Here is a 19,367-nt window from a genome sequence, read left to right on the forward strand (position 1 = left end):
GCAGGGATGGAAAAGCGAACGGCTCGTCGAGGAGAACCTGTGGTTCGTGAACCATCCAGGGGCACCCACACCCTGACTACGGCGCGAGCAACGCCGCGACACAATCCGCTCAGGACGTGTCACTTCAGCTTGATCTTCCGGTGAGTCTCCGCCCCGAGGTGCTACGCGATGCGATGCGGTCCAGCCCCGGGTCCGGGCGCTGCCGGCCACCCTCCCGATCTCCCACCCGGCCATCATCGGCCAGATCCGGCCTGGCCGTCACCGACACCACCACGACCGTCTTCCTCCCTACCCGCCCTGTCACAAGATGATGGCTGGTACCTGTCTCACCTCATGCTGACAGATAGGGGTACCGGGATCTGCTCATCGTGATGCGAGCGCGGCGAAGGCTTCGTCCAGGAGGTCGACGAGGTCGAGCTCACCGTCGGAAGCGGTCCAGTGGTCGACGGCGATGTTCAGGCAGTCCAGGGCGGCGGCGGCGCGTACGAACAGGGCCAGGGTCGCGGGTTTCGGGGAGTCGCCGCGTTCGGCGAGCGCCTGGGCCAGGGCGGGGCGCCAGTTGTGCTGCTTCTCCCGCTGTCGCGCACACAGGGCAGGGGTGTCCAGGATGAGGCGCGTCGTGGCAAGTGCACTGGCCGGGTCCTGACGGTAGGGCTCGATGAGGGTGTCCAGCGCGTGGCGCAGCGCCGTCCAGTCGTCTTCGTCAGCGGGGCGGCTACGCAGGGCATCGGCGACCTGGTCGCCCTGTGCGTCGAGGGCGCCCAGGACGGCTTCCTCCTTGCTACTGAAGTAGCGCAGGAAAGTGCTCCGGGAGACGCCGGCCGCCGCAGACAGATCGTTGACGGTGACCTTCTCGAAGCCTTCGCGATGGAACAGCTCGAGGGCCACCTGGGCCAGCTTCGTACGGACGGCGGCCCGTGCGATGTCCCTCGTCGTCGTCCGCGCCGCTCCGTTCACCGCGTGATCCTACCTCATCCCCTGGTCCCGGTTTGCACAAACGACACGCAGCCACTAGCATGACACTCAGTTTCATAAACTGTACATGTACCTATTATAGAATTCGCGGCTCATCTTGGCGTCCCATCGATCCGCGGACGCCGCCTCCCCCGGCGAGACGGAGATATCGCACTGTGACCAAGACTCTCGGACTCATCGGCAGCGGCATGATCGGCGGCGGGCTGGCCCGCCTCGCCGTGGCCGCCGGCCTGGACGTCGTCCTGAGCAACTCTCGCGGCCCCGAGACCCTCGCCGGCCTGGTCGCCGAACTCGGCGAGCACGCGCGCGCCGCCACGCCCACCGAAGCCGCGCAGGTCAGCGATCTGGTGGTTGCGACCATCCCGTTGAACGCCTACCGTCGGCTCCCGGCGGCAGCACTCGCAGGCAAGGTCGTGATCGACACGATGAACTACTACCCGGAACGCGACAACCGCATCGCCGAGCTGGACGCGGGCACGCTGACCTCCAGCGCCCTGGTTCAGCGACACCTGGCCGACTCCCACGTGGTCAAGGCGTTCAACAGCATCGACTTCCGCCGCCTGTTCACCTCCGCTCGACCCGCCGGCGCCCCCGACCGCAGCGCCCTGCCCATCGCCGGTGACGACGAGGCCGCCAAGGCAGAAGTGACGATGCTGCTGGACAGGCTGGGCTACGACGCGGTGGACATCGGCACGCTCGCCGAGAGCTGGCGCAGCGAACCCGGCACCCCGGTCTACGTCCAGCCCTACCTCGCGGCACAGCCCGAAGGGATGAGCCAGGACGAGATGCAGCGCTGGTTCTTCGAGACCCCCGGAGTTCCGGTGCCCGCGGGCCGGGTGAAGGAACTGACCGGCACAGCCGTCCGACGCTCCGCGAGCGAGGCCCGCGCCACCCTCGCCCGGGACTGAACCGCAAGGCTCGGATCCGGGTTCACGGCAGGGAGGCTGACATGCGACTGGGTATCAACATCGTCGGGTTCGACCATCCAAACAGGCCCGGTGGGCTGGGACCGGAGCTGGCCGCCGCCGGCGCCGCCACCGAGGCCGCGGGGGTGAGCTGGCTGTCGGTGATGGACCACTACTTCCAGATGGAGGAACTAGGCGGCCCCGAGAGCGCGATGCTGGAGTGCTACACAACCCTCGGCTACCTCGCCGCGCACACCTCCACCGTTCAACTCGGGGCGCTGGTCACCGGGGTGACCTACCGCCACCCCGGCCTGCTCGCCAAGATTGTCAGCACGCTCGACAACGTCTCCGGCGGCCGGGCCACCCTCGGCATCGGCGCGGCCTGGTACGAGCGCGAACACCTCGGGCTCGGCGTGCCGTTCCCACCGACGGCCGAGCGGTTCGAGCGGCTGGAGGAGACGCTGCGGATCTGCCTACAGATGTGGGACCCCCAGTACAACGGGCCGTTCGAGGGCACGTATTACCAGCTGGCCGAGACCCGGTCCGTGCCGGAACCGGTGAGCACGCCACGCCCCGAGATCATGGTCGGTGGCAGTGGTGAGAAAAAGACCCTGAAACTGGTGGCCCAGTACGCGGACGCCTGCAACCTCGTAGCCTTCTCCGTGGCCGAAGTCGCGCACAAACTCGACGTGCTCCGCCGACACTGCGACGACGTCGGCCGGGAGTACACCCAGATCCGTAAGACCGCGATCTACTCCGGCGACTCGATCCGACACGGTGACCTCGACGCCTTCGCCAAAGAGATGGCCGACTACGCCACGCTCGGCATCGAAACGGTGATCGTGTCCGTTCCCGCCGTCGGGTCAGCCCAGTGGATCGAGGACCGCGCCACCCCCGCAGCGCGGCGGCTGACCGAGCTTGGATGAGATCATGGTCGAGATGAGCCGGTACCGCATCGAGATTCCGGACTCCGACTTGGACGACCTGCGCGGACGGCTCGCTCGAACCCGCTGGCCGGAACGCGAGACGGTAGCCGACTGGTCGCAGGGAATCCCGCTGGACTACCTGCGGGAGCTGTGCACCTATTGGGCGGACAGCTACGATTGGCGGGCCACCGAGCGCCGCCTGAACGCCTTCGATCAGGTGAAGGTGGCAGTGGGCGGGTTGGGCATCCACGTGGTGCAGGTGACCTCTCCGCATCCGGGCGCGCTGCCGCTGTTGATGACGCACGGGTGGCCCGGGTCGATCGTCGAGTTTCTCCAGGTCATTGGGCCGCTCACCGACCCCGTCGCGCATGGTGGATCGGCCACCGACGCGTTCCACCTCGTCTTGCCGAGCCTGCCGGGGTACGGATTCAGCGACAAGCCTGCCGCCGTCGGCTGGGGGGTGACCCGGATTGCCGACGCCTGGGCGGAGTTGATGGCGGCGCTCGGCTACGAGCGGTACGCGGTGCAGGGCGGCGACTGGGGAGCGGGGGTGTCGGCGGCGCTCGCTGTCCGGCAGCCGCACGCCGTGCTCGGCCTGCACCTGAACATGCCAGTCGTGGACATGCAGGCGGCAGCAGCGGAGCTGGGCGAGTTGGACGACCGGGACCGGGCGGCGCTGGCCGCGCTCGGGCTGTTCGGCAAAGAGGAGGGTGGCTACGTTACCCAGCAGTCCACCCGGCCGCAGACGGTCGGTTACGGTCTGGTCGACTCACCGGCCGGTCTGGCCGGCTGGATCGTTGAGAAGTTTCGCGGTTGGACGGACTGCGACGGCCATCCGGAGAAGCTCTTCACCCGCGACCAGCTGCTCGACAACGTGATGATGTACTGGCTGCCGGCGGCGGGTGCGTCGGCAGCCCGACTGTACTGGGAAAGATCCACAGGGCTGGGCGCGGCCGACCCGGTGGTCGTGCCGACAGGGTGCTCGGTCTTCCCGAAGGAGCAGTTCCGGCCGTCGCGGCGGATGGCACAGACCCGGTTCCGGGACCTTCGCTACTGGAATGAGCCAGACCGCGGCGGCCACTTCGCCGCCTTCGAGCAGCCGAACCTGTTCGTGGACGAGCTTCGAGCTTTCTTCCGGCTGCTGCGTTGATCCGATCAGGCGGGCCGCTCGATGCTGGCGTGCTCCGGGACGGTGCCGTCCGCCCTGGCTTGATCCGAGGCTGATCTTGGCGGTGAAGGACGGCAGGAGCGTCTTCGCGTTCGATGCCATCGGCACGAGGTGGGAGGTCGAGACCGGTGGGCCACTCGATGCGTGCCTGCGCAGGGAGATTCGCGACCGGATTGAGCGCTTCGATGCCGTGTACTCACGGTTCCGTCCCGATTCGTTAATGTCCCGAGTGGCGAGGGCCGCGACTGGAGGCCGATTCGATTTTCCCGATGACTCGGCTGTTCTCTTCGATTTGTACGACTTCCTGTTCACCGTTACCGACGGCGCCGTCGACCCCCTGGTAGGTCGTGATCTCGAGCTGTTGGGGTATGACGCCGCGTATTCACTGTCGCCTGCGAGCAAAGAGACGCGGGAGCAAGAGTACGCGGCGGGGCGACCGAGCTGGGACCATGACGTTGAAAGGGATGGGCCGACCCTTGTCACACGGCGGCCGCTGGTGATCGATGTCGGAGCAGCGGGTAAGGGATACCTCGTCGACATCGTGACAGGCATGCTGCTGGATGCGGGGGTGTCGTCGACGGTTGTCGATGCCAGCGGCGATCTGAAGATCGCGGGGCCGAGTGAGCTGGCGGTGGGGCTGGAGCATCCGCGCGATCCTCGGCGCGTGGTGGGAGTGGCGCATCTTCGAGGGGCGGCGTTGTGCGCGTCGGCGGTGACGAAGCGTGCGTGGGGCGAGGGGCTGCACCATGTGATCGACGGGCGCACAGGTGAATCGACCCGGGAGGTGCTGGCGACGTGGACGGTCGCAGACAGGGCTGCGGTGGCGGATGGGCTCGCGACGGCGCTGTTCTTCGTATCGCCTCACCGTCTGACTGAGGTGTTCGAGTTCACCTGGGTACGCATGCTCGCGGATCAACGCTGCGAGGTCTCATCGAATTTCGTCGGCGAGCTGTTCACCTGATAATAACTCTCTACGACAAGATCCCCGCCATGGTGCCAAATATAGAAGTGCTACGAGAATGTCGCGCCGCTATTCGCGCGCTTCGGACTTGATGCGGGCGAGTGCATCGTTGAATCCGACGGGGCAACCACTGGCTCCGGCCAGCCGACCGACACGTACATCGTCGATGTCCTTACCGATGACGACCGCGGGGACTGCCGCGGCGAAGCGGCGTTGGTACTCCAGAGAAGTCGGATCGGTGGCCGGGGTCGTGACCTCGACCGCAGTGATCACATCATGGTCGAGTGTGATCGTGACCCCGAGGTGGGATGGCAGATTGCCATAGGTGCCGGTCGCGCGGTAAACGCCGTCGGTGTAAGTGGCGTCCGCACCCGATGCGGTACGCCCTGGGACAGGGCCGCTCAACGACGGCAGCGGCCTGGGCAAGGCCCGCCCAGGCCCAGGCGAGCCCGACATGGCCGGGCCAGGCGCCGTCGTGGCCTGGCCCGGTGCCATCGTGTTCGACTCGGTCGGTCCGGATGACGAGCAGCCAGTCATCATCAACGCCGTCAGCCCTGCCACGGCTGCGGAGGCGACGGCCGTTACCTTGCTCGGAGTGGCGATCTTCACCGGGGGTCGATTCGAAGTGTCGTGCGCGTCGCCGGGTCGCTCGTGATCGCCCTTACCGGACCGCCGGCGCCGTACTTCGCGCGGTACGCCGCATTGACCTTGTCGTCGAGGGTGGGATCGAGGGCGAAGGTCACGTCCTTCGTGATGCCGCCCACCTCGATTCTCCCTTCGCCGAGGGTCCGCGTTCCGCGGAACCAAGCGCTCTCGGGGCCGTAGACCGACCGCACGTAGATCGAATCGCCCACCCGTACCGACCAGATGGTCACCAGGCCGCGCAGCGTTCCGTCGGGCCGCCTGCCGGCCACCCGCAGTTCGCTAGCGCGTCCTACTCGGTCGAGTTCCTGATCGGTCCAGGGGGTCATGCTCTTCCTCCTTGCTCGGGTGCGGTCAACGCTGCAGGTCGGCGGGCACGTCCTGGTCTGCGCACATGGTGGCGATCACCCCACCATCGATGAGGACGCCGGTTATGAAGGAACCATCCGGGTCCAGAAGCAGGGCTGCCAAGTCGGCGACGTCGGTGGGGGTGCCCATGCGCTTGGAGGCCGAGGTCTCGGTCATGTGACGGTAGAGCCCTCGGCGTTGGGACTGGGCATCTCGTCCCGCGCGAGCGGGGTAGCGATGATGGCGGGGCTGATGCAGTTGACGCGGGCCTACTGTTCGCCCCAGCGGATGGCGGCGGCCTGCACGCGCAGTGCGTTGGCCCGCTGGCCAGCACGCAGGAGGCGCCGGAATTGCCGACGGCATCGGGCACCAGGAACGGGAGGGCCAGCAGCTCGGCTGTGGGCGTGCAGGCGAGCGCGTGTTCGATCAAGAATGCCACTACCTTCGACACGCTGACGGGGCCGGCCGGGGGCGTCGCCCGGATCGTCGATGAGCGAAGGGTCGTCCGCCGCCGGATGCCTGTTCTTGCATCAGCCTGCTGAACCTGCGTGCCGCGTGGCAGACCGCGTTGTGCCAGGGAGTGGCGTTCAGTGGTGTGGCAGGGCACCCCACGAAGCCACGGGCACTGCCGCGGGTCACGGGCTGCCACACTGGAGTCATGGCACGTGATCGGCACAGCGGCAACAGCGGCGGCGAGCTGGGGCGGTTTCTGCGTGCACGCCGCACCCGGGTGACGCCCGCCGACGTCGGCCTCCCGGCCGGCACCGGGCTGCGCCGCACACCCGGGCTGCGCCGCGAGGAGTTGGCCACGATCGCCGGTATCAGCGTCGACTATTACGCGCGGCTGGAGCGTGGGACAGAGACCCGCCCCAGCCCCTCCGTCATCGACGCTCTCGCCCGCGCCCTGCGGCTGAAGGAGGCCGAATACCGGCACCTGAGGGAGCTCGCCACGGGCACCGACCGGCCCGCGACCGGGCCGGCGGCGGTGCCCACGCGGTCCGTGCCTGACGGCATCAGTCTGCTCCTGGAGACCATGCGACCCAGCCCCGTGTACGTGGTCGGCCGCACCTTCGGTCTGCTCACCGCCAATCCCGGCGGGCTGCGACTGTTCGCCGGAGTGGAGGACTGGCCGAGCGAGCAGCGCAACCTCGCGCGCTACGTCTTCCTCCACCCCGCGGCCCGTGATCTGTTCGATGACTGGAACGCCCCGGCTCACTCCTGCGTCGCGTGGCTACGCGGGCTGGTCGGGATCGAGCCGGACGCCCCCGACCTCACCGGCCTCGTCGATGAACTTCTGTGCAAGAGCCCGGAGTTCGCCCGTCTGTGGGACCGCTACGACGTCGAGGGAAGCACCCATGGCCGCCGGATCTTCCATCACCCCGACGTCGGCGACCTTACCCTTGGGTTTCGGGGCATGACGCTGAACGGCACCAGCGGGCAGCACCTGGTCGCGTTCTACGCGGAGCCCGATACCCCCGACCACGACGCGATGACCCTTCTCGACAAGGCCGCGCAGGAGCGATCCTCAGCGACGCCGGAGACGGTGGCCTGAACAGCCCGTTTCGGGCCTGCGAGCAAGATAACTGGGTAGCGGCACCCAGTCGCCAGACACGGTTGAGGCAAGCATGCTCCAGCCAAGGATCTCTACCAAGTTGCCCCTCGCGACCGCGCTGTCGATCGACTGGAGGCCCTGCTGGCCGCGGAGCGGGCCCGCCGCGGCACCCTGGTGGCCCAGCTTGTCCACGACAACAAGATCGGCCACTCGACGGGCTACAACTATGCCGCCTGCCGACCGCTACTGATCAAGTTGCCGGAACCACCGTTCACGCCGCAGTCCCACCCGATAGCGCGTTTACCAATGGCACACGGCCCGTTCCGCTCGTCACTTCGGCGCCTCCGTACGGTCTCCAGACGGCGCACCAATTCTCGACGGGTACACGGACTCAGACGCGGCCAGGTCGAGCAGAAGCAGCGCGTCGTAGTCGGGGGTACCGGGTTCGGCGTAGTACACGACCAGCCGATGGTCGGGGGTGCCTTCCAGTCGCAGGGACTGGTAGCCGAGGGCGAGGTGACCGACGTCGGGGTGGTGGAAGGTTTTACGGCCGTGCGAGTGTCCCTTGACGTCGTAGCGCTCCCACAGGCGTGCGAACTCCGGGCTCTTGAGCAGGAGTTCACCGACGAGCTGAGCCAGATCGGGGGCGTCGGGGTCGGTGCCAGCCAGGGCCCGGAGCCGGGCGACGCAACCGCGAACCTGGTTGCTCCAGTCGTCGAACAGGTCGCGGGCCGCGGGGTGGAGGAAGACGTAGCGGCCGATGTTGCGCTGCTTGGCCGGCCAGCTGTCCATCCCCGCGAACAGCCGCAACCCGCCCGAGTTGTATGCCAGCAGGTCGCCAGTGCGGCTGACCACGTGCGCGGGGTTGGGGCGCAGGCTCTCCAGCAGCAGCTTGATCCCGGGCCGCACGGCGCGACTGGGGGCGGCCGGCGGCTCGGGGGCGGTCCGGGCGGCAAGAGCGGCCAGGCTGCGCAGATGCCCGTGCTCAACCTCCTCCAGGAGGAGGACGCGGGCGAGGGCGTCGATGACGGACGGGCTGGGACGGGTCTCCGTCCCCCGTTCCAGACGGGCGTAATGGTCGATGCTGATCCCCGCCAGGGTGGCCAGCTCCTCACGGCGCAGGCCGGGCGTGCGGCGGTGCCCGGAGCCGACGGCCAAGCCAGCTTGCTCGGGCGTCACCCGAGCGCGGCAAGCACGCAGGAAGCGCCCCAGCTCGGTGCCGCCGCTGTGCTGGTCACCATCCATGACCTCAAGTGTGGCGACGCTCCGACCTACGGGAAAGGCACGTGGGATGCCCTGTCACAGCGTGGAACAGCGCTCCACGGCACAACGCGGTCTGTCACATGGCGGGTCTGGGTCGCACGCTTGATGCTCGCAGAAGATCTCCTGAGCCCGTCGATTGTTCAGACAGGCCAATCAACCGACGCCCCTGGAGAAAAATGCTCGGTGTCAACACTGCCGCGGGAGCACCGAACCCGGCCCTAGTCGCCGAGCAGGCCGCCGTCCACGGCTGCACCGCGGGGGGCGGTGCTGTTGCGTTGAGGGGTGACGAGACGCGGCCGCCCCCTCCTGGTGCCGTGTTCAGAAGGGCAGGAGAGGAGCTCGGCGTCCTTCAGTATCTGATGACCCGTCCGGAAAAAATGATCTTCACCGAAGCCGTCCGGACAACCCTCGCCACTTTGCGCCACAAGCTGAGCGGCGACTAAATCGAGACCATTATCGGCCGTGGATATCGGCTACTCAGGCGAGTCTTGTCGGGTGAGGACAATGTCCCACCCAGGGCAAAGTGCGGCTTTTCGGCTGCAGTCTCGGCGGCCTTTACGGTATGCGCCGAATTATCATCGAAGCCCTACGGAGGAGCGGCATGGCTACTACAACGACAATTCGGTGGGTGGTCGCGACGATGGTAGCGGCAGGTGTGATGACCGGCTGCGCCGGCAGCGAAGACTCGTCCCGTCCCGAGCCCGGAGCGGTCACGACACGTACGGCAGGTAGCGCGCCATCCGGAACGCCGGATCTTGGTGCCGCGGAGGAGCTGGCACGGGGCATCGACGTTCCGTGGGGTGTAACTTTCCTTCCCGGCGGTGATGCGCTGATCGGAGAGCGCAACACCGGCCGGGTGCTGCGGTTGACGCCGGGTGACGGGGAGTCTCGCCTGGTGTACGAGGTGCCGGACGTGGCGGCGGTCCGGGAGGGTGGCCTGTTGGGGCTCGCTGTCTCGCCGGACTTCCCCACCGACGGTTTCGTCTACGCCTACGTCACCACGGCGCAGGACAACAGAATCGTCCGGTTCCGGCTCGCCGGCGACCAGCAGCCTGAAGTGATCTTCAGGGGTATCACCAGTGCCTCGGTCCACAATGGCGGGCGAATCGCGTTCGGCCCCGACGGCATGCTGTACATCGGGACCGGAGACGGCTTTGAATCCCCGCGCGCACAGGACCCGGCGAGCCTCAACGGCAAGATTCTCCGGCTGACGCCGGACGGTGAGCCCGCGCCGGGAAACCCGACAGCGGAGTCGCCGGTCTACAGCCTGGGACATCGCAATGTGCAAGGATTGGCCTGGGACGCCGCGGGCCGGCTGTTCGCCGCAGAACTCGGCCAGAACGACTTGGACGAAGTCAACCTCATCGAAGCGGGACGCAACTATGGCTGGCCCGTGGTGGAGGGCGGCGGTGACACCCAAGGCGGCCGCTACACCAACCCCGTCGTCACATGGCCGGTCAGCGAAGCATCGCCCTCGGGAATCGCCATCGCCGGGAACACGGCTTATGTGGCAGCGCTACGCGGCCAGCGGCTGTGGTCCATCCCTCTTGACGGGACCGGGGTGGGCGAGCCCACCGCGCACTTTCAGGGCGAGTACGGCCGCCTGCGCACCGTGCAGGTCGCGCCGGACGGTGCGCTGTGGCTGACCACGTCCAATACCGACAATCACGTCGCACCACGCGAGGGCGACGACCGGATCCTGCGCTTCCCCGCGCGCTAGCCAACCATGCGGACCCACTCATTCAGAGGTCACCAGATGTGGAAACGATCCGGACATGCTGCTGTGACAACCGTCGCCGTGGTGGCGCTGACTGCATGCACGGGCTCGGAACAGGCATGCCCGGACACGGTCGTCAGCAATGTGGGCACTGTCGCGTCGTTCGACTTCGCCGCGGGAGAGGCACCCGAGAACGTCACGGTCAACCCGGACGGCTCGCTGACGGTCTCCATGCTGGGCAGCCCGGCCGGAGAGCGGCCAGTGCTGCTGCGCATCGGCCAGAACGGGGAGCATGAGCAGCTAGCCGCCGGGCAGTCCGGCGACACGATCACCGGAAACACCCGCGACGGCGACGGCATCAGCTACTACAACGTGGCGTCCGCAGCCGCGGACAGGGCAGGCGTGTGGCACCTGACTCCGGCCGGCACCGCACGGCGAATCGCCGGGCTGCCCACCGATGGACTCGCCAACGGCCTGGCCATCGACCCGTCTCGGGACACGCTGTATGCCGCCGACAGCCGGCGAGGCACCATCTGGACGGTGCTCTCCGCCGGTGGCGAGGCAACAGCCTGGCTGACCGATCCCGCCCTGGCACCGGGGCCGTCCACCTCGCTGGGTGCCAACGGGCTCCGTTTCCACAACGGCGCGGTCTGGGTCTCGAACTTCAGTCGAGGCACTCTGCTGCGGATACCGATCGCCGATTCCGGAGCGGCCGAGCCAATCCAGGTCGTAAGCAGTGAACTCGATGGAATCGACGACTTCAGCTTCCTGACCGGTACGTCCGACGTGGCGATCGTCGCGCTCAACACATCGCACCGGATCGCTGCCGTCTACCCGAATGGCACCGTACGGACCATACTGACCGCTTCGAATGGCCTGGCCTCCCCGACCTCGACTGCTGTCCACGGTGAACAGCTCTACATCACCGACGGCGGGCTCGTTCCACCCCATGACGCGAAGCTGCAGCGCGCGACACTCGACGTCGCCGCCTTGCTCGACGACTCCTGCTGAAGGCGTCATCCTGTGGGCCCCTGCCCCATCGGCGTGGGCCGGCAGCGAGATGGCGTGCGTCGGTGCGGGGTCAGGGGTCAGGGGTCAGGGGTCAGGGGCAGGCTGGCCCGCCTGGGTGTTCTGCGCGGGCCGGGCGGACCAGCTGGACAGGAGCTGCAGCGCGGCCTGGGTCGCGGAGTCGGGCTCGGCGCTGTACATGACCAGGCTTTGACCCGGATCGGACGGTAGCGGCATCGACTCGAAGGGCAGCTCGAGGTCGCCGACCACCGGGTGGTGAATGCGTTTGGCCCCGGTCAGGTGCGCTCGGACGTCGTACGAGGCCCAGCGGACCCGGAAATCGTCGCTGCGCGTCGAGAGCAGGCCGATCAGGTTCGACAGGTGCTCGTCGTAGGGGTCGCGCCCAGCCGAGCCGCGCAGCAGGGCGACGGCGTCGTCGGCGGCTTGGCTCCAGTCACGCCAGAAGTCACCGGCGTGCCGGTCGAGGAACAGGAACCGGGCATGGTTCGGTGGCTTCACCGAGTCAGCGAAGATCGGCGCGTACAAGGCCCGGCCGAGCCCGTTGGCAGCCAGGATGTCCAGGCGCGAGTCGACGATCAACGCCGGGGTCAGTACCATCGAGTCCATGATCCGCTGCACCGCCGGGCGGACCCGGACCTGCGGCGGACGGCGGCGCGCAGGCGGACGGCTACTGCTGGCCGTCTGCACCAGGTCGTTGAGGTGGGCCCGTTCGTCGTCGGACAGCTGCAAGGCGTGGGCAATACCGTCCAGAACGCTCTCGGAGGCCCCGGCGACGTTGCCACGCTCCAAGCGGGTGTAGTACTCGGCGCTGATACCGGCCAGGGTGGCGACTTCCTCACGGCGCAACCCGGCGACACGCCGGCTGCTGCCGTACACCCGCAGCCCGGCCTGCTCGGGGGTGATCCGCGCCCGCCGGGTGGTCAGGAACTCCCGGATGTCGGCGCGGACCTGCTGCTTGTCAGCCATGGCTCCGACCGTAGGCATCCGTTTCGCCCTGCGGGGAGACCCTGCCAGGACCCCCTTGCCCGGGCCCCCGACGGCAAGGCCTCCCGCCCGCGGGCAGACCTGCGGTTACCTGAGTACATGAGCCAGCCCGCCCCGGATCCACAGCGTTGGAAAGCGCTCGCGTCCATCTCCGTGGCCCAGCTGATGGTCCTGCTGGACGGCACCATCGTCAACATCGCGCTGCCGCGCATGCAGACCGACCTGGGCTTCTCCGACGCTGACCGGCAGTGGGTCGTGACCGCCTACACCCTGGCCTTCGGCGGTCTGTTGCTGCTGGGCGGCCGACTCTGCGACCTGTGGGGCCGCAAGCGGCTCTTCCTGATCGGCCTGGTCGGCTTCACAGTCGCCTCCGCTCTCGGCGGCGCCGCCGTGAACACGGGCATGCTCTTCGGCGCCCGTGCCCTGCAGGGTGTCTTCGGCGCCCTGCTCGCGCCGGCAGCGCTGTCGCTGGTCACCACGACGTTCACCGAGGGCAGGGAACGTGCCACCGCCTTCGGCATCTTCAGCGCCATCGCGATGGCCGGCAGCGCCATCGGTCTGCTGCTCGGCGGATTTCTGACCGAGTATGTCGATTGGCGTTGGTGCCTCTACGTCAACATTGTCTTCGCGGTCGTCGCGTTCACCGGAGCCATGGTCTTCGTACACGACGGCGGCAGCCGTAACCGGGACCGGCTCGACCTGCCCGGCGCCCTGCTCGGGACCGTCGGTCTGCTGACCCTGGTCTGGGGCTTCGCCGCCGCGGAGACCGACGGCTGGGACGCACCGGTCACCGTGGGCATGTTCGTCGCCGCCGCCGTGCTGCTGGCCGCGTTCGTCGCTGTCGAGGCACGGACGAAGGCACCGTTGTTGCCGCTGCGGGTCGTGACCGAACGCAACCGGGCCGGCGTCTACCTCGGCATCGGCCTGGCCATGATCGCAATGTTCGCCCAGTTCCTGTTCCTCGCCTACTACCTGCAGCTGATCAAGGGGTACTCGCCGTTGCTGAGCGGCGTGGCGTTCCTGCCCATGGCGATCTGTCTGACCATCGGGTCCACACAGGTGGGCGCCCGCCTGATGAACCGGGTGCCGGCCCGGCTGCTCATGGTCCCCGGGCTTGTGGCCACCGCGCTGGCTATGGCGCTACTTGCCCAACTCACGCCGGACAGCTCCTACTGGGCCATGGTCCTGCCCGCCCAGATCATTCTCGGCCTCGGTATGGGCGCCGCATTCACCCCCAGCATGAACCTCGCCACCCACGGCGTACGGAGCGAAGACGCCGGCACCGACCGGTCCGCCACCGAGTCCACGAGCCCGGACCAGCAGACCGCCGCGCCGCTCATGGCCCGTTGACCGCCCACCCAGAAACGACAAGGGAGACCGCCATGCGCACCGTCAACGCATACGCGGCCGTGTCCGCGACCGGACCGCTCGTCCCGACAGCCGTGCGGCGCCGCGACCTCGGACCGACCGATGTCCTCATCGAGATCGCCTACTGCGGGATCTGCCACTCCGACATCCATGCGGTCCGCGGGGAATGGGGCCCGCAGCCGTACCCGCTGACCCCCGGGCACGAGATGACCGGCGTCGTCACCGAGATCGGTGCCGACGTCACCAAACACGCCGTCGGGGACCGGGTCGGCGTCGGCTGCATGGTCGACTCGTGCGGCATCTGCGCCAACTGCGAGCAGGGCGACGAGCAGTACTGCCTCACCGGCAACACCCTCACCTACGGCTCCACCGACACCGACGGCTCCACCACCCAGGGCGGCTACGCCACCCACATCGTGGTCACCGAAGACTTCGTGCTGCGCATCCCGGACGGCCTCGGCATGGAAGCCGCCGCGCCGCTGCTGTGTGCCGGCATCACCAGCTACTCGCCCCTGGCTCGCTGGGGCGCCGGCCCCGGCAAGAAGGTCGCTGTCATCGGCCTGGGCGGGCTCGGCCACATGGCCGTCAAACTCGCCCACGCCATGGGCGCCGAGGTCACCGTCCTGTCGCAGTCGCTGAAGAAGCAGGACGACGCGCTGCGGCTGGGCGCGGACCACTTCTACGCCACCGGCGACCCGAAGACGTTCGAAACCCTGGCAGGCACGTTCGACCTGATCGTCAACACGGTCAGCGCGCCGATCGACCTGCCCGCGTTCCTGGGGCTGCTCGCCCTCGACGGCGTCTTCAACACCGTCGGCGCCTCGGGCGTGCCGGAGATCGCGTTCCCGGTGGGCGCGATCGCCGCCAACCGGCGGGTCTACACCTACTCGCTGATCGGCGGCATCCGCGAAACCCAGAAAATGCTCGACTTCTGCGCGCAGCATCGCATCGGCGCCGAGGTCGAGATCATCCCAGCCAGCAAGATCAACGACGCGTACGAGCGGATCCTCGCGTCCGACGTCCGCTACCGCTTCGTCATCGACAACACCACCCTCAACTGAGCGGACAACCGATGGAATACACCCGACTGGGCAACTCGGGGCTCAAGGTCAGCCGGATCGCACTGGGCTGCATGAGCTTCGCCACCGGCGCCCCCCAGATGCAGTGGACCCTCGACGACGACGCCGCCGAGCCCCTGTTCCGCCAAGCCGTCGACCTCGGCATCACCTTCTGGGACACCGCCAACATCTACGGCGCGGGCACCTCCGAACAGATCGTCGGCCGCGCCGTGCGCAAGTACACCAAGCGCGACGACGTCGTGCTGGCCACCAAGCTGTTCCTGCCGATGGGCGACGGCCCCGGCGGCCAGGGCCTGTCCCGCCGCGCGATCATGGAGCAGGTCGACGCTTCTCTCGCCCGCCTCGGCACCGACTTCATCGACCTGTACCAGATCCACCGGTTCGACCCACAGACCCCGGTCGAAGAGACCATGGAAGCCCTGCACGACGTGGTCAAGGCCGGCAAGGTCCGCTACCTCGGCGCCTCGTCGATGTGGGCGTGGCAGTTCGCCAAGATGCAGCACGCCGCCGACACGCACAGCTGGACGAAGTTCGTGTCCATGCAGGACCAGTACAGCCTGATCCAGCGCGAGGAAGAACGCGAGATGTTCGGCGTACTCGCCGACCAGGGCGTCGGCAGCATCCCCTGGAGCCCACTCGCCGCCGGCCTGGTAACCCGCCCGTGGGGCGAGCGGAGCACGACTCGGTCCAAGAACAACCCGACGACAGACCGGCATGGCCGCCCCCTGTTCGTCGACTCGGACAAGGCAATCGTCGACGCGGTGCAACGCATCGCCGAAACCCGCGGTGTCTCGATGGCAACCGTGGCGATGGCCTGGGTCCTGAACAACCCGGTCGTCACCGCGCCCATCGTCGGCGCCACCAAGGCCCACCATCTCGCCGACGCCGCCGCCGCCGTCGACCTCGCACTGACCGACGACGAGATCACCGCCCTGCAGGAGCCCTACATCCCGCGCGAACCCACGTACTTCTAAAAGGAGATCCCATGACCCACGTGACAGTCCTCATCGGCGCCGGCTCCATCGGCCAGGCCATCGCCCGCCGCGTCGCCGTCGGCACGACCGTCCTGCTCGCCGACATCAAAGAAGACGCCGCGAAGGCAGCCGCGACGCTGCTCACCAGCGCCGGATTCCAGACCACCACCGCGCACGTCGACGTCTCCTCGGCGACCTCGGTACGCGAACTCGCCGACACCGCCGCCCAGCTCGGCGACGTCGTGCACGTCGTGCAGACCGCCGGGCTCTCCCCGGCCCAGGCCACCCCCGAAGCGATCATCACCGTCGACCTGGTCGGCACCGCCCACGTCCTGGAGCAGTTCGGCCGGGTCATCGCCCCCGGCGGATCCGGCATCGTCATCGCCAGCCAGGCCGGCCACATGATCCCGCCGCTGCCGCAGGACCAGAACGAGGCCCTCGCCCGAACCCCCGCCACCGAACTCGCCCAGCTGCCCTTCCTGCAGCCCGAGTTCATCACCAACTCCGGCATCGCCTACGCCGTCGCCAAGCGCGCCAACGTCCTGCGCGTCCAGGCCGAGAGTGTCACCTGGGGTGACCGCGGCGCCCGTCTCAACTCGCTCAGCCCCGGCATCATCATGACCCCACTCGCGCTCGACGAGTTCAACTCCCCGGCCGGCGCCGCCTACCAGGAAATGATCAAGACCTCGGCCGCCGGCCGGGTCGGCACCCCCGACGAGATCGGCACCACCGCCGCCTTCCTGATGGGCCGCGACGGTGCCTTCGTCACCGGCTCCGATCTGCTCATTGACGGCGGTGTCATCGCCGCCATCGCCGCGGGCCGTTACCAGCTGCGCATGGACGGGTAACAGCGCCACGCCGACAACGCCGGCTCCGGTGAACCGTGCTCATCCACAGATTTCTCTGGAAGGACTCCGCGTGCACCAGCGCACTCTTGGCACCGGCGGCCCGCAGGTCTCGGCCATCGGCTTCGGCTGCATGGGCTTCTGGAACGCCGCCGACCGCGCCGGCGGCATCGCCGTCATCCGCGCCGCCGTCGAGGCCGGCATCACCTTCTTCGACACCGCGGAGGCGTACGGTCCCTACCTCAACGAGGAAACCGTTGGTCAGGCACTGGCCCCGTTCCGCGACCAGGTCACCATCGCGACCAAGTTCGGCTTCGCCCTCGACGGCCGGCTGGGCAGCCTCAACAGCCGGCCCGAGCACATCAGGCAGGTCGCCGACGCCTGCCTCAAGCGGCTCGACATCGAGACGATCGACCTGTTCTACCAGCACCGCGTCGACCCCAACGTGCCTGTCGAGGACGTCGCCGGCGCGGTCAGGGAGCTCATCGAGGCCGGCAAGGTCCGCCATTTCGGCCTGTCCGAAGCCGGTGTACAGATCATCCGCCGCGCCCACGCCGTGCAGCCCGTAACCGCCCTGCAGAGCGAGTACTCGCTGTGGTGGCGCGAGCCCGAGGCCGAGATTCTGCCCACCCTGGAAGAGCTCGGCATCGCCCTCGTGCCGTACAGCCCGCTCGGCAAGGGCTTCCTCACCGGCGCGATCGACCGCGACACCGAGTTCGGCGACGGCGACCCGCGCGGCGCCATGCCGCGTTTCGCTCCTGAGTTCCGCGAGGCCAACCTGACCCTGGTCGACCTGCTCAGGACCGTGGCAGTCCGCAAGAACGCCACTGCCGCGCAGATCGCGCTGGCATGGCTGCTCGCGCAGAAGCCCTGGATCCTGCCGATCCCCGGCACCCGCAACGCCGACCGGATGCGGGAGAACGCCGCAGCCGCCGACGTGCGGCTGACCGCCGACGACCTTGCCGACATCGACGACGCCGCGTCCCACATCCAACCGCAGGGCGATCGGTACCCCGCCGTACTACAGCAATTGATCAACCGCTGACTGATGAAGCACGTCAGGAGCTTCGCCAGCGTGGTCCTGGTGCTGCTGGGACTGGCCGCCTGCGCAGACGGTTCCAGGTCACCGCGAGCCGGGAGTCCCGGCACGGCGAGCGGGCGAGCCGTCCCGGCGCCAGCGCCCTCGGCAGGGGCAGGGGCAGGGGCCCGTATCCGGGCGGGCGCTGGGAGCCTGGCCCAGCCGCCTACGGCGCCGACGTCCGCACGGGCGTGTCGATCAGGATGGACGACGGGGTCGTGTTGCGGGCGACGGTTGCCTATCCCACCGATCGGGCCTCGGGCCGTCGAGCGGCGGGCCGTTTCCCGGTCGTCATCGAGCATTCGGTGTATCCGGAGACGGTCGGCTTCGGCAGCGGCCCGGTCGACACGTACTTCACCGAGCACGGCTACATCTCGGTGCATGTCAACTCGCGCGGGACCGGCGGGGGTCAGGTGGGGTGGGCCAGTTCGTCAGCCCGCGCGAGGCCCGAGACGGTGCCGCGGTGGTGCGATGGGCGGCGCGCGACCTCGACGGCACTGACGGCCGCGTTGCGGAGGTGGGGTGCTCGTGGCCGGGCATGCAGGCGCTGGCCGACGCGGCTGCGGTGGGCCCGGGGTCTCCACTGAAGGCGATTGTGGCGGCGTGCGCGGGAATGAGCACCGTACAACGCATGGACGTCCTGGTCAGCGGCGTGCCGACCGCGGACTTCGGGTTCCTGAACTCCGCCGCGGACAGCCTGATGGATGCCAACCAGCAGACCCGCGACTGGTACCAGGCGCTGTCGGACGAGGTCCTCGCCGGTGGCGACGCCGCCTACGAGCGCAGCTTTTGGCAGCAGCGCATCCCGATCGACTCCGCGCGGCAGATCGTGGACAACCAGGTACCAGTGCTGTTGTGGACTGGTTGGCACCACATCGTCGGGCTCGGAGCGCTGCGCAGCTACACCGCGCTGCAGAACGCCGTCGCCAACCGGCGAGGACCTTGTCCAGCGGCGCCTGGCCGTCGGTTGCCCGCCAGGCCTTGTTCGCCGCCTCCAGACATGCCAGCGCGGCACCAATGATCACCTCGGGGCGCGCGTCGATACCGGCCTCGGTGGACGGGACTGCACGACGTCGACGTCGACGTCGACCGCGACCAGCGCCAAGCCGGGTTGGGTGTCTGGATGTCCACGGCCGGGCGTCGGGGCGAAAACGCCCCGCGCGCGATCCGGCTACTCACCCGTTGGGGGTTCGCGGAGCTCGGGCTGGTACGGATCGAGGCTCTGCGCCTGGTTGGGAACAATCACCGAACGGCTCAATCTCTCTGAACCCGCATTGCGCGTTCGGCGGAGAGGCCGGCGATGGTGCGCTCGAGAACGTCCGCCGCTGCAGCGGACGGTCGTCCGCCGCGATACTGCTCATCGCCGCAGGTCAGAGGCGCGCTCTGCCCCGCTGCCGTGAGTCCGCGTTCCGCCGGGGCCCCTCGGTGTAGCAACGCCCCGATATGTCGCGGCGGACGGTCGGGTTTGGCATTTATGCAGGTCAGTGACCATGCCGGCTTGCGCCGGCACCCTGTCCTGATGAGGATGTTGGTGCCGTCCGGTCCGACGTCGT

At 68.4% G+C, this 19,367-nt stretch carries 18 protein-coding genes and 1 pseudogene; 13 read left to right on the top strand and 6 right to left on the bottom strand.

The genetic code is table 11. The annotated features are described in order from the left end of the window. Positions 1–363: 363 nt before the first annotated feature. Positions 364–957 carry a TetR/AcrR family transcriptional regulator gene (locus MXD62_RS35935; RefSeq protein ID WP_248833784.1) on the bottom strand — a complete coding sequence of 198 codons (594 nt, stop codon included), beginning with the start codon at positions 955–957 and terminating at the stop codon, positions 364–366. Between the two features lie 173 nt (positions 958–1,130). Between MXD62_RS35935 and MXD62_RS35940 the strand changes: the two genes are divergently transcribed. The 4 genes from MXD62_RS35940 (at position 1,131) to MXD62_RS35955 (ending at position 4,935) form a co-directional block, all read left to right on the top strand. Beyond that, on the top strand, positions 1,131–1,883 hold the full coding sequence (locus MXD62_RS35940; RefSeq protein WP_248833785.1) for an NADPH-dependent F420 reductase: 753 nt from the start codon (positions 1,131–1,133) through the stop codon (positions 1,881–1,883). A 41-nt stretch (positions 1,884–1,924) separates the two neighbouring features. After that, positions 1,925–2,806 carry an LLM class F420-dependent oxidoreductase gene (locus MXD62_RS35945; RefSeq protein ID WP_248833786.1) on the top strand — a complete coding sequence of 294 codons (882 nt, stop codon included), beginning with the start codon at positions 1,925–1,927 and terminating at the stop codon, positions 2,804–2,806. 4 nt (positions 2,807–2,810) lie between these two features. Beyond that, positions 2,811–3,956, top strand: a complete 1,146-nt coding sequence (locus MXD62_RS35950; protein ID WP_248833801.1) for an epoxide hydrolase family protein — start codon at positions 2,811–2,813, stop codon at positions 3,954–3,956. 82 nt (positions 3,957–4,038) lie between these two features. Next, complete coding sequence (locus tag MXD62_RS35955) at positions 4,039–4,935, top strand: FAD:protein FMN transferase (RefSeq protein ID WP_248833802.1); 897 nt, start codon at positions 4,039–4,041, stop codon at positions 4,933–4,935. Between the two features lie 69 nt (positions 4,936–5,004). On the opposite strand, the gene MXD62_RS35960 is transcribed toward MXD62_RS35955, so the two are convergent. The 3 genes from MXD62_RS35960 to MXD62_RS35970 are packed head-to-tail and all read right to left on the bottom strand — an operon-like array spanning position 5,005 to position 6,102. Continuing rightward, complete coding sequence (locus MXD62_RS35960; protein ID WP_248833787.1) at positions 5,005–5,544, bottom strand: hypothetical protein; 540 nt, start codon at positions 5,542–5,544, stop codon at positions 5,005–5,007. Then, positions 5,541–5,906 carry a DUF2255 family protein gene (locus MXD62_RS35965; RefSeq protein ID WP_248833788.1) on the bottom strand — a complete coding sequence of 122 codons (366 nt, stop codon included), beginning with the start codon at positions 5,904–5,906 and terminating at the stop codon, positions 5,541–5,543. Before MXD62_RS35965 ends, MXD62_RS35960 begins: the two co-directional genes overlap by 4 nt. A 25-nt stretch (positions 5,907–5,931) precedes the next feature. Beyond that, on the bottom strand, positions 5,932–6,102 hold the full coding sequence (locus MXD62_RS35970; RefSeq protein ID WP_248833789.1) for a hypothetical protein: 171 nt from the start codon (positions 6,100–6,102) through the stop codon (positions 5,932–5,934). Positions 6,103–6,583: 481 nt separating this feature from the next. Here MXD62_RS35970 and MXD62_RS35975 point away from each other — a divergent pair, with 481 nt between their 5' ends. Beyond that, a complete protein-coding gene (locus MXD62_RS35975) occupies positions 6,584–7,477 on the top strand; it encodes a helix-turn-helix transcriptional regulator (protein WP_248833790.1) in 894 nt (297 codons plus the stop codon). A 330-nt stretch (positions 7,478–7,807) separates the two neighbouring features. Here MXD62_RS35975 and MXD62_RS35980 read toward each other — a convergent pair whose 3' ends face one another. Then, a complete protein-coding gene (locus MXD62_RS35980) occupies positions 7,808–8,722 on the bottom strand; it encodes a helix-turn-helix transcriptional regulator (RefSeq protein WP_248833791.1) in 915 nt (304 codons plus the stop codon). Positions 8,723–9,341: 619 nt separating this feature from the next. Here MXD62_RS35980 and MXD62_RS35985 point away from each other — a divergent pair. Next, the gene (locus tag MXD62_RS35985; RefSeq protein WP_248833792.1) at positions 9,342–10,460 is read left to right on the top strand and encodes a PQQ-dependent sugar dehydrogenase; all 1,119 of its coding nucleotides are present in this window, start codon (positions 9,342–9,344) and stop codon (positions 10,458–10,460) included. Between the two features lie 258 nt (positions 10,461–10,718). After that, positions 10,719–11,468, top strand: coding sequence for a hypothetical protein (locus tag MXD62_RS35990; RefSeq protein ID WP_248833793.1), 750 nt, complete (start codon positions 10,719–10,721; stop codon positions 11,466–11,468). A gap of 84 nt (positions 11,469–11,552) precedes the next feature. Here MXD62_RS35990 and MXD62_RS35995 read toward each other — a convergent pair whose 3' ends face one another. Next, positions 11,553–12,452: a helix-turn-helix transcriptional regulator gene (locus tag MXD62_RS35995; RefSeq protein ID WP_248833794.1), complete on the bottom strand. Its 900-nt coding sequence runs from the start codon at positions 12,450–12,452 to the stop codon at positions 11,553–11,555. Between the two features lie 117 nt (positions 12,453–12,569). Here MXD62_RS35995 and MXD62_RS36000 point away from each other — a divergent pair. From MXD62_RS36000 to MXD62_RS36025, 6 genes and pseudogenes are all read left to right on the top strand, one after another. Then, positions 12,570–13,781 (top strand): annotated as a pseudogene (locus MXD62_RS36000) (MFS transporter); the annotation flags it as partial. Positions 13,782–13,852: 71 nt separating this feature from the next. Then, positions 13,853–14,899: an NAD(P)-dependent alcohol dehydrogenase gene (locus MXD62_RS36005; protein WP_248833796.1), complete on the top strand. Its 1,047-nt coding sequence runs from the start codon at positions 13,853–13,855 to the stop codon at positions 14,897–14,899. An 11-nt stretch (positions 14,900–14,910) separates the two neighbouring features. Then, on the top strand, positions 14,911–15,891 hold the full coding sequence (locus tag MXD62_RS36010; RefSeq protein ID WP_248833797.1) for an aldo/keto reductase: 981 nt from the start codon (positions 14,911–14,913) through the stop codon (positions 15,889–15,891). Positions 15,892–15,902: 11 nt separating this feature from the next. Then, positions 15,903–16,739 carry an SDR family oxidoreductase gene (locus MXD62_RS36015; protein WP_248833798.1) on the top strand — a complete coding sequence of 279 codons (837 nt, stop codon included), beginning with the start codon at positions 15,903–15,905 and terminating at the stop codon, positions 16,737–16,739. Between the two features lie 70 nt (positions 16,740–16,809). Beyond that, complete coding sequence (locus MXD62_RS36020; RefSeq protein ID WP_248833799.1) at positions 16,810–17,781, top strand: aldo/keto reductase; 972 nt, start codon at positions 16,810–16,812, stop codon at positions 17,779–17,781. Between the two features lie 178 nt (positions 17,782–17,959). Then, on the top strand, positions 17,960–18,835 hold the full coding sequence (locus tag MXD62_RS36025) for a CocE/NonD family hydrolase (protein WP_251082872.1): 876 nt from the start codon (positions 17,960–17,962) through the stop codon (positions 18,833–18,835). Positions 18,836–19,367 lie beyond the last annotated feature (532 nt).

Source organism: Frankia sp. Mgl5 (genome assembly GCF_023242985.1).
Lineage (GTDB): Bacteria > Actinomycetota > Actinomycetes > Frankiales > Frankiaceae > Parafrankia > Parafrankia soli.

Coding starts and splice junctions, on each gene's coding strand:
- MXD62_RS35995 (WP_248833794.1), bottom strand. CDS start 12,452: ATGGCTGACAAGCAGCAGGTCCGCGCCGACATCCGGGAGTTCCTGACC.
- MXD62_RS36005 (WP_248833796.1), top strand. CDS start 13,853: ATGCGCACCGTCAACGCATACGCGGCCGTGTCCGCGACCGGACCGCTC.
- MXD62_RS36010 (WP_248833797.1), top strand. CDS start 14,911: ATGGAATACACCCGACTGGGCAACTCGGGGCTCAAGGTCAGCCGGATC.
- MXD62_RS36015 (WP_248833798.1), top strand. CDS start 15,903: ATGACCCACGTGACAGTCCTCATCGGCGCCGGCTCCATCGGCCAGGCC.
- MXD62_RS35975 (WP_248833790.1), top strand. CDS start 6,584: ATGGCACGTGATCGGCACAGCGGCAACAGCGGCGGCGAGCTGGGGCGG.
- MXD62_RS35945 (WP_248833786.1), top strand. CDS start 1,925: ATGCGACTGGGTATCAACATCGTCGGGTTCGACCATCCAAACAGGCCC.
- MXD62_RS35980 (WP_248833791.1), bottom strand. CDS start 8,722: ATGGATGGTGACCAGCACAGCGGCGGCACCGAGCTGGGGCGCTTCCTG.
- MXD62_RS35985 (WP_248833792.1), top strand. CDS start 9,342: ATGGCTACTACAACGACAATTCGGTGGGTGGTCGCGACGATGGTAGCG.
- MXD62_RS35965 (WP_248833788.1), bottom strand. CDS start 5,906: ATGACCCCCTGGACCGATCAGGAACTCGACCGAGTAGGACGCGCTAGC.
- MXD62_RS35950 (WP_248833801.1), top strand. CDS start 2,811: ATGGTCGAGATGAGCCGGTACCGCATCGAGATTCCGGACTCCGACTTG.
- MXD62_RS35970 (WP_248833789.1), bottom strand. CDS start 6,102: ATGACCGAGACCTCGGCCTCCAAGCGCATGGGCACCCCCACCGACGTC.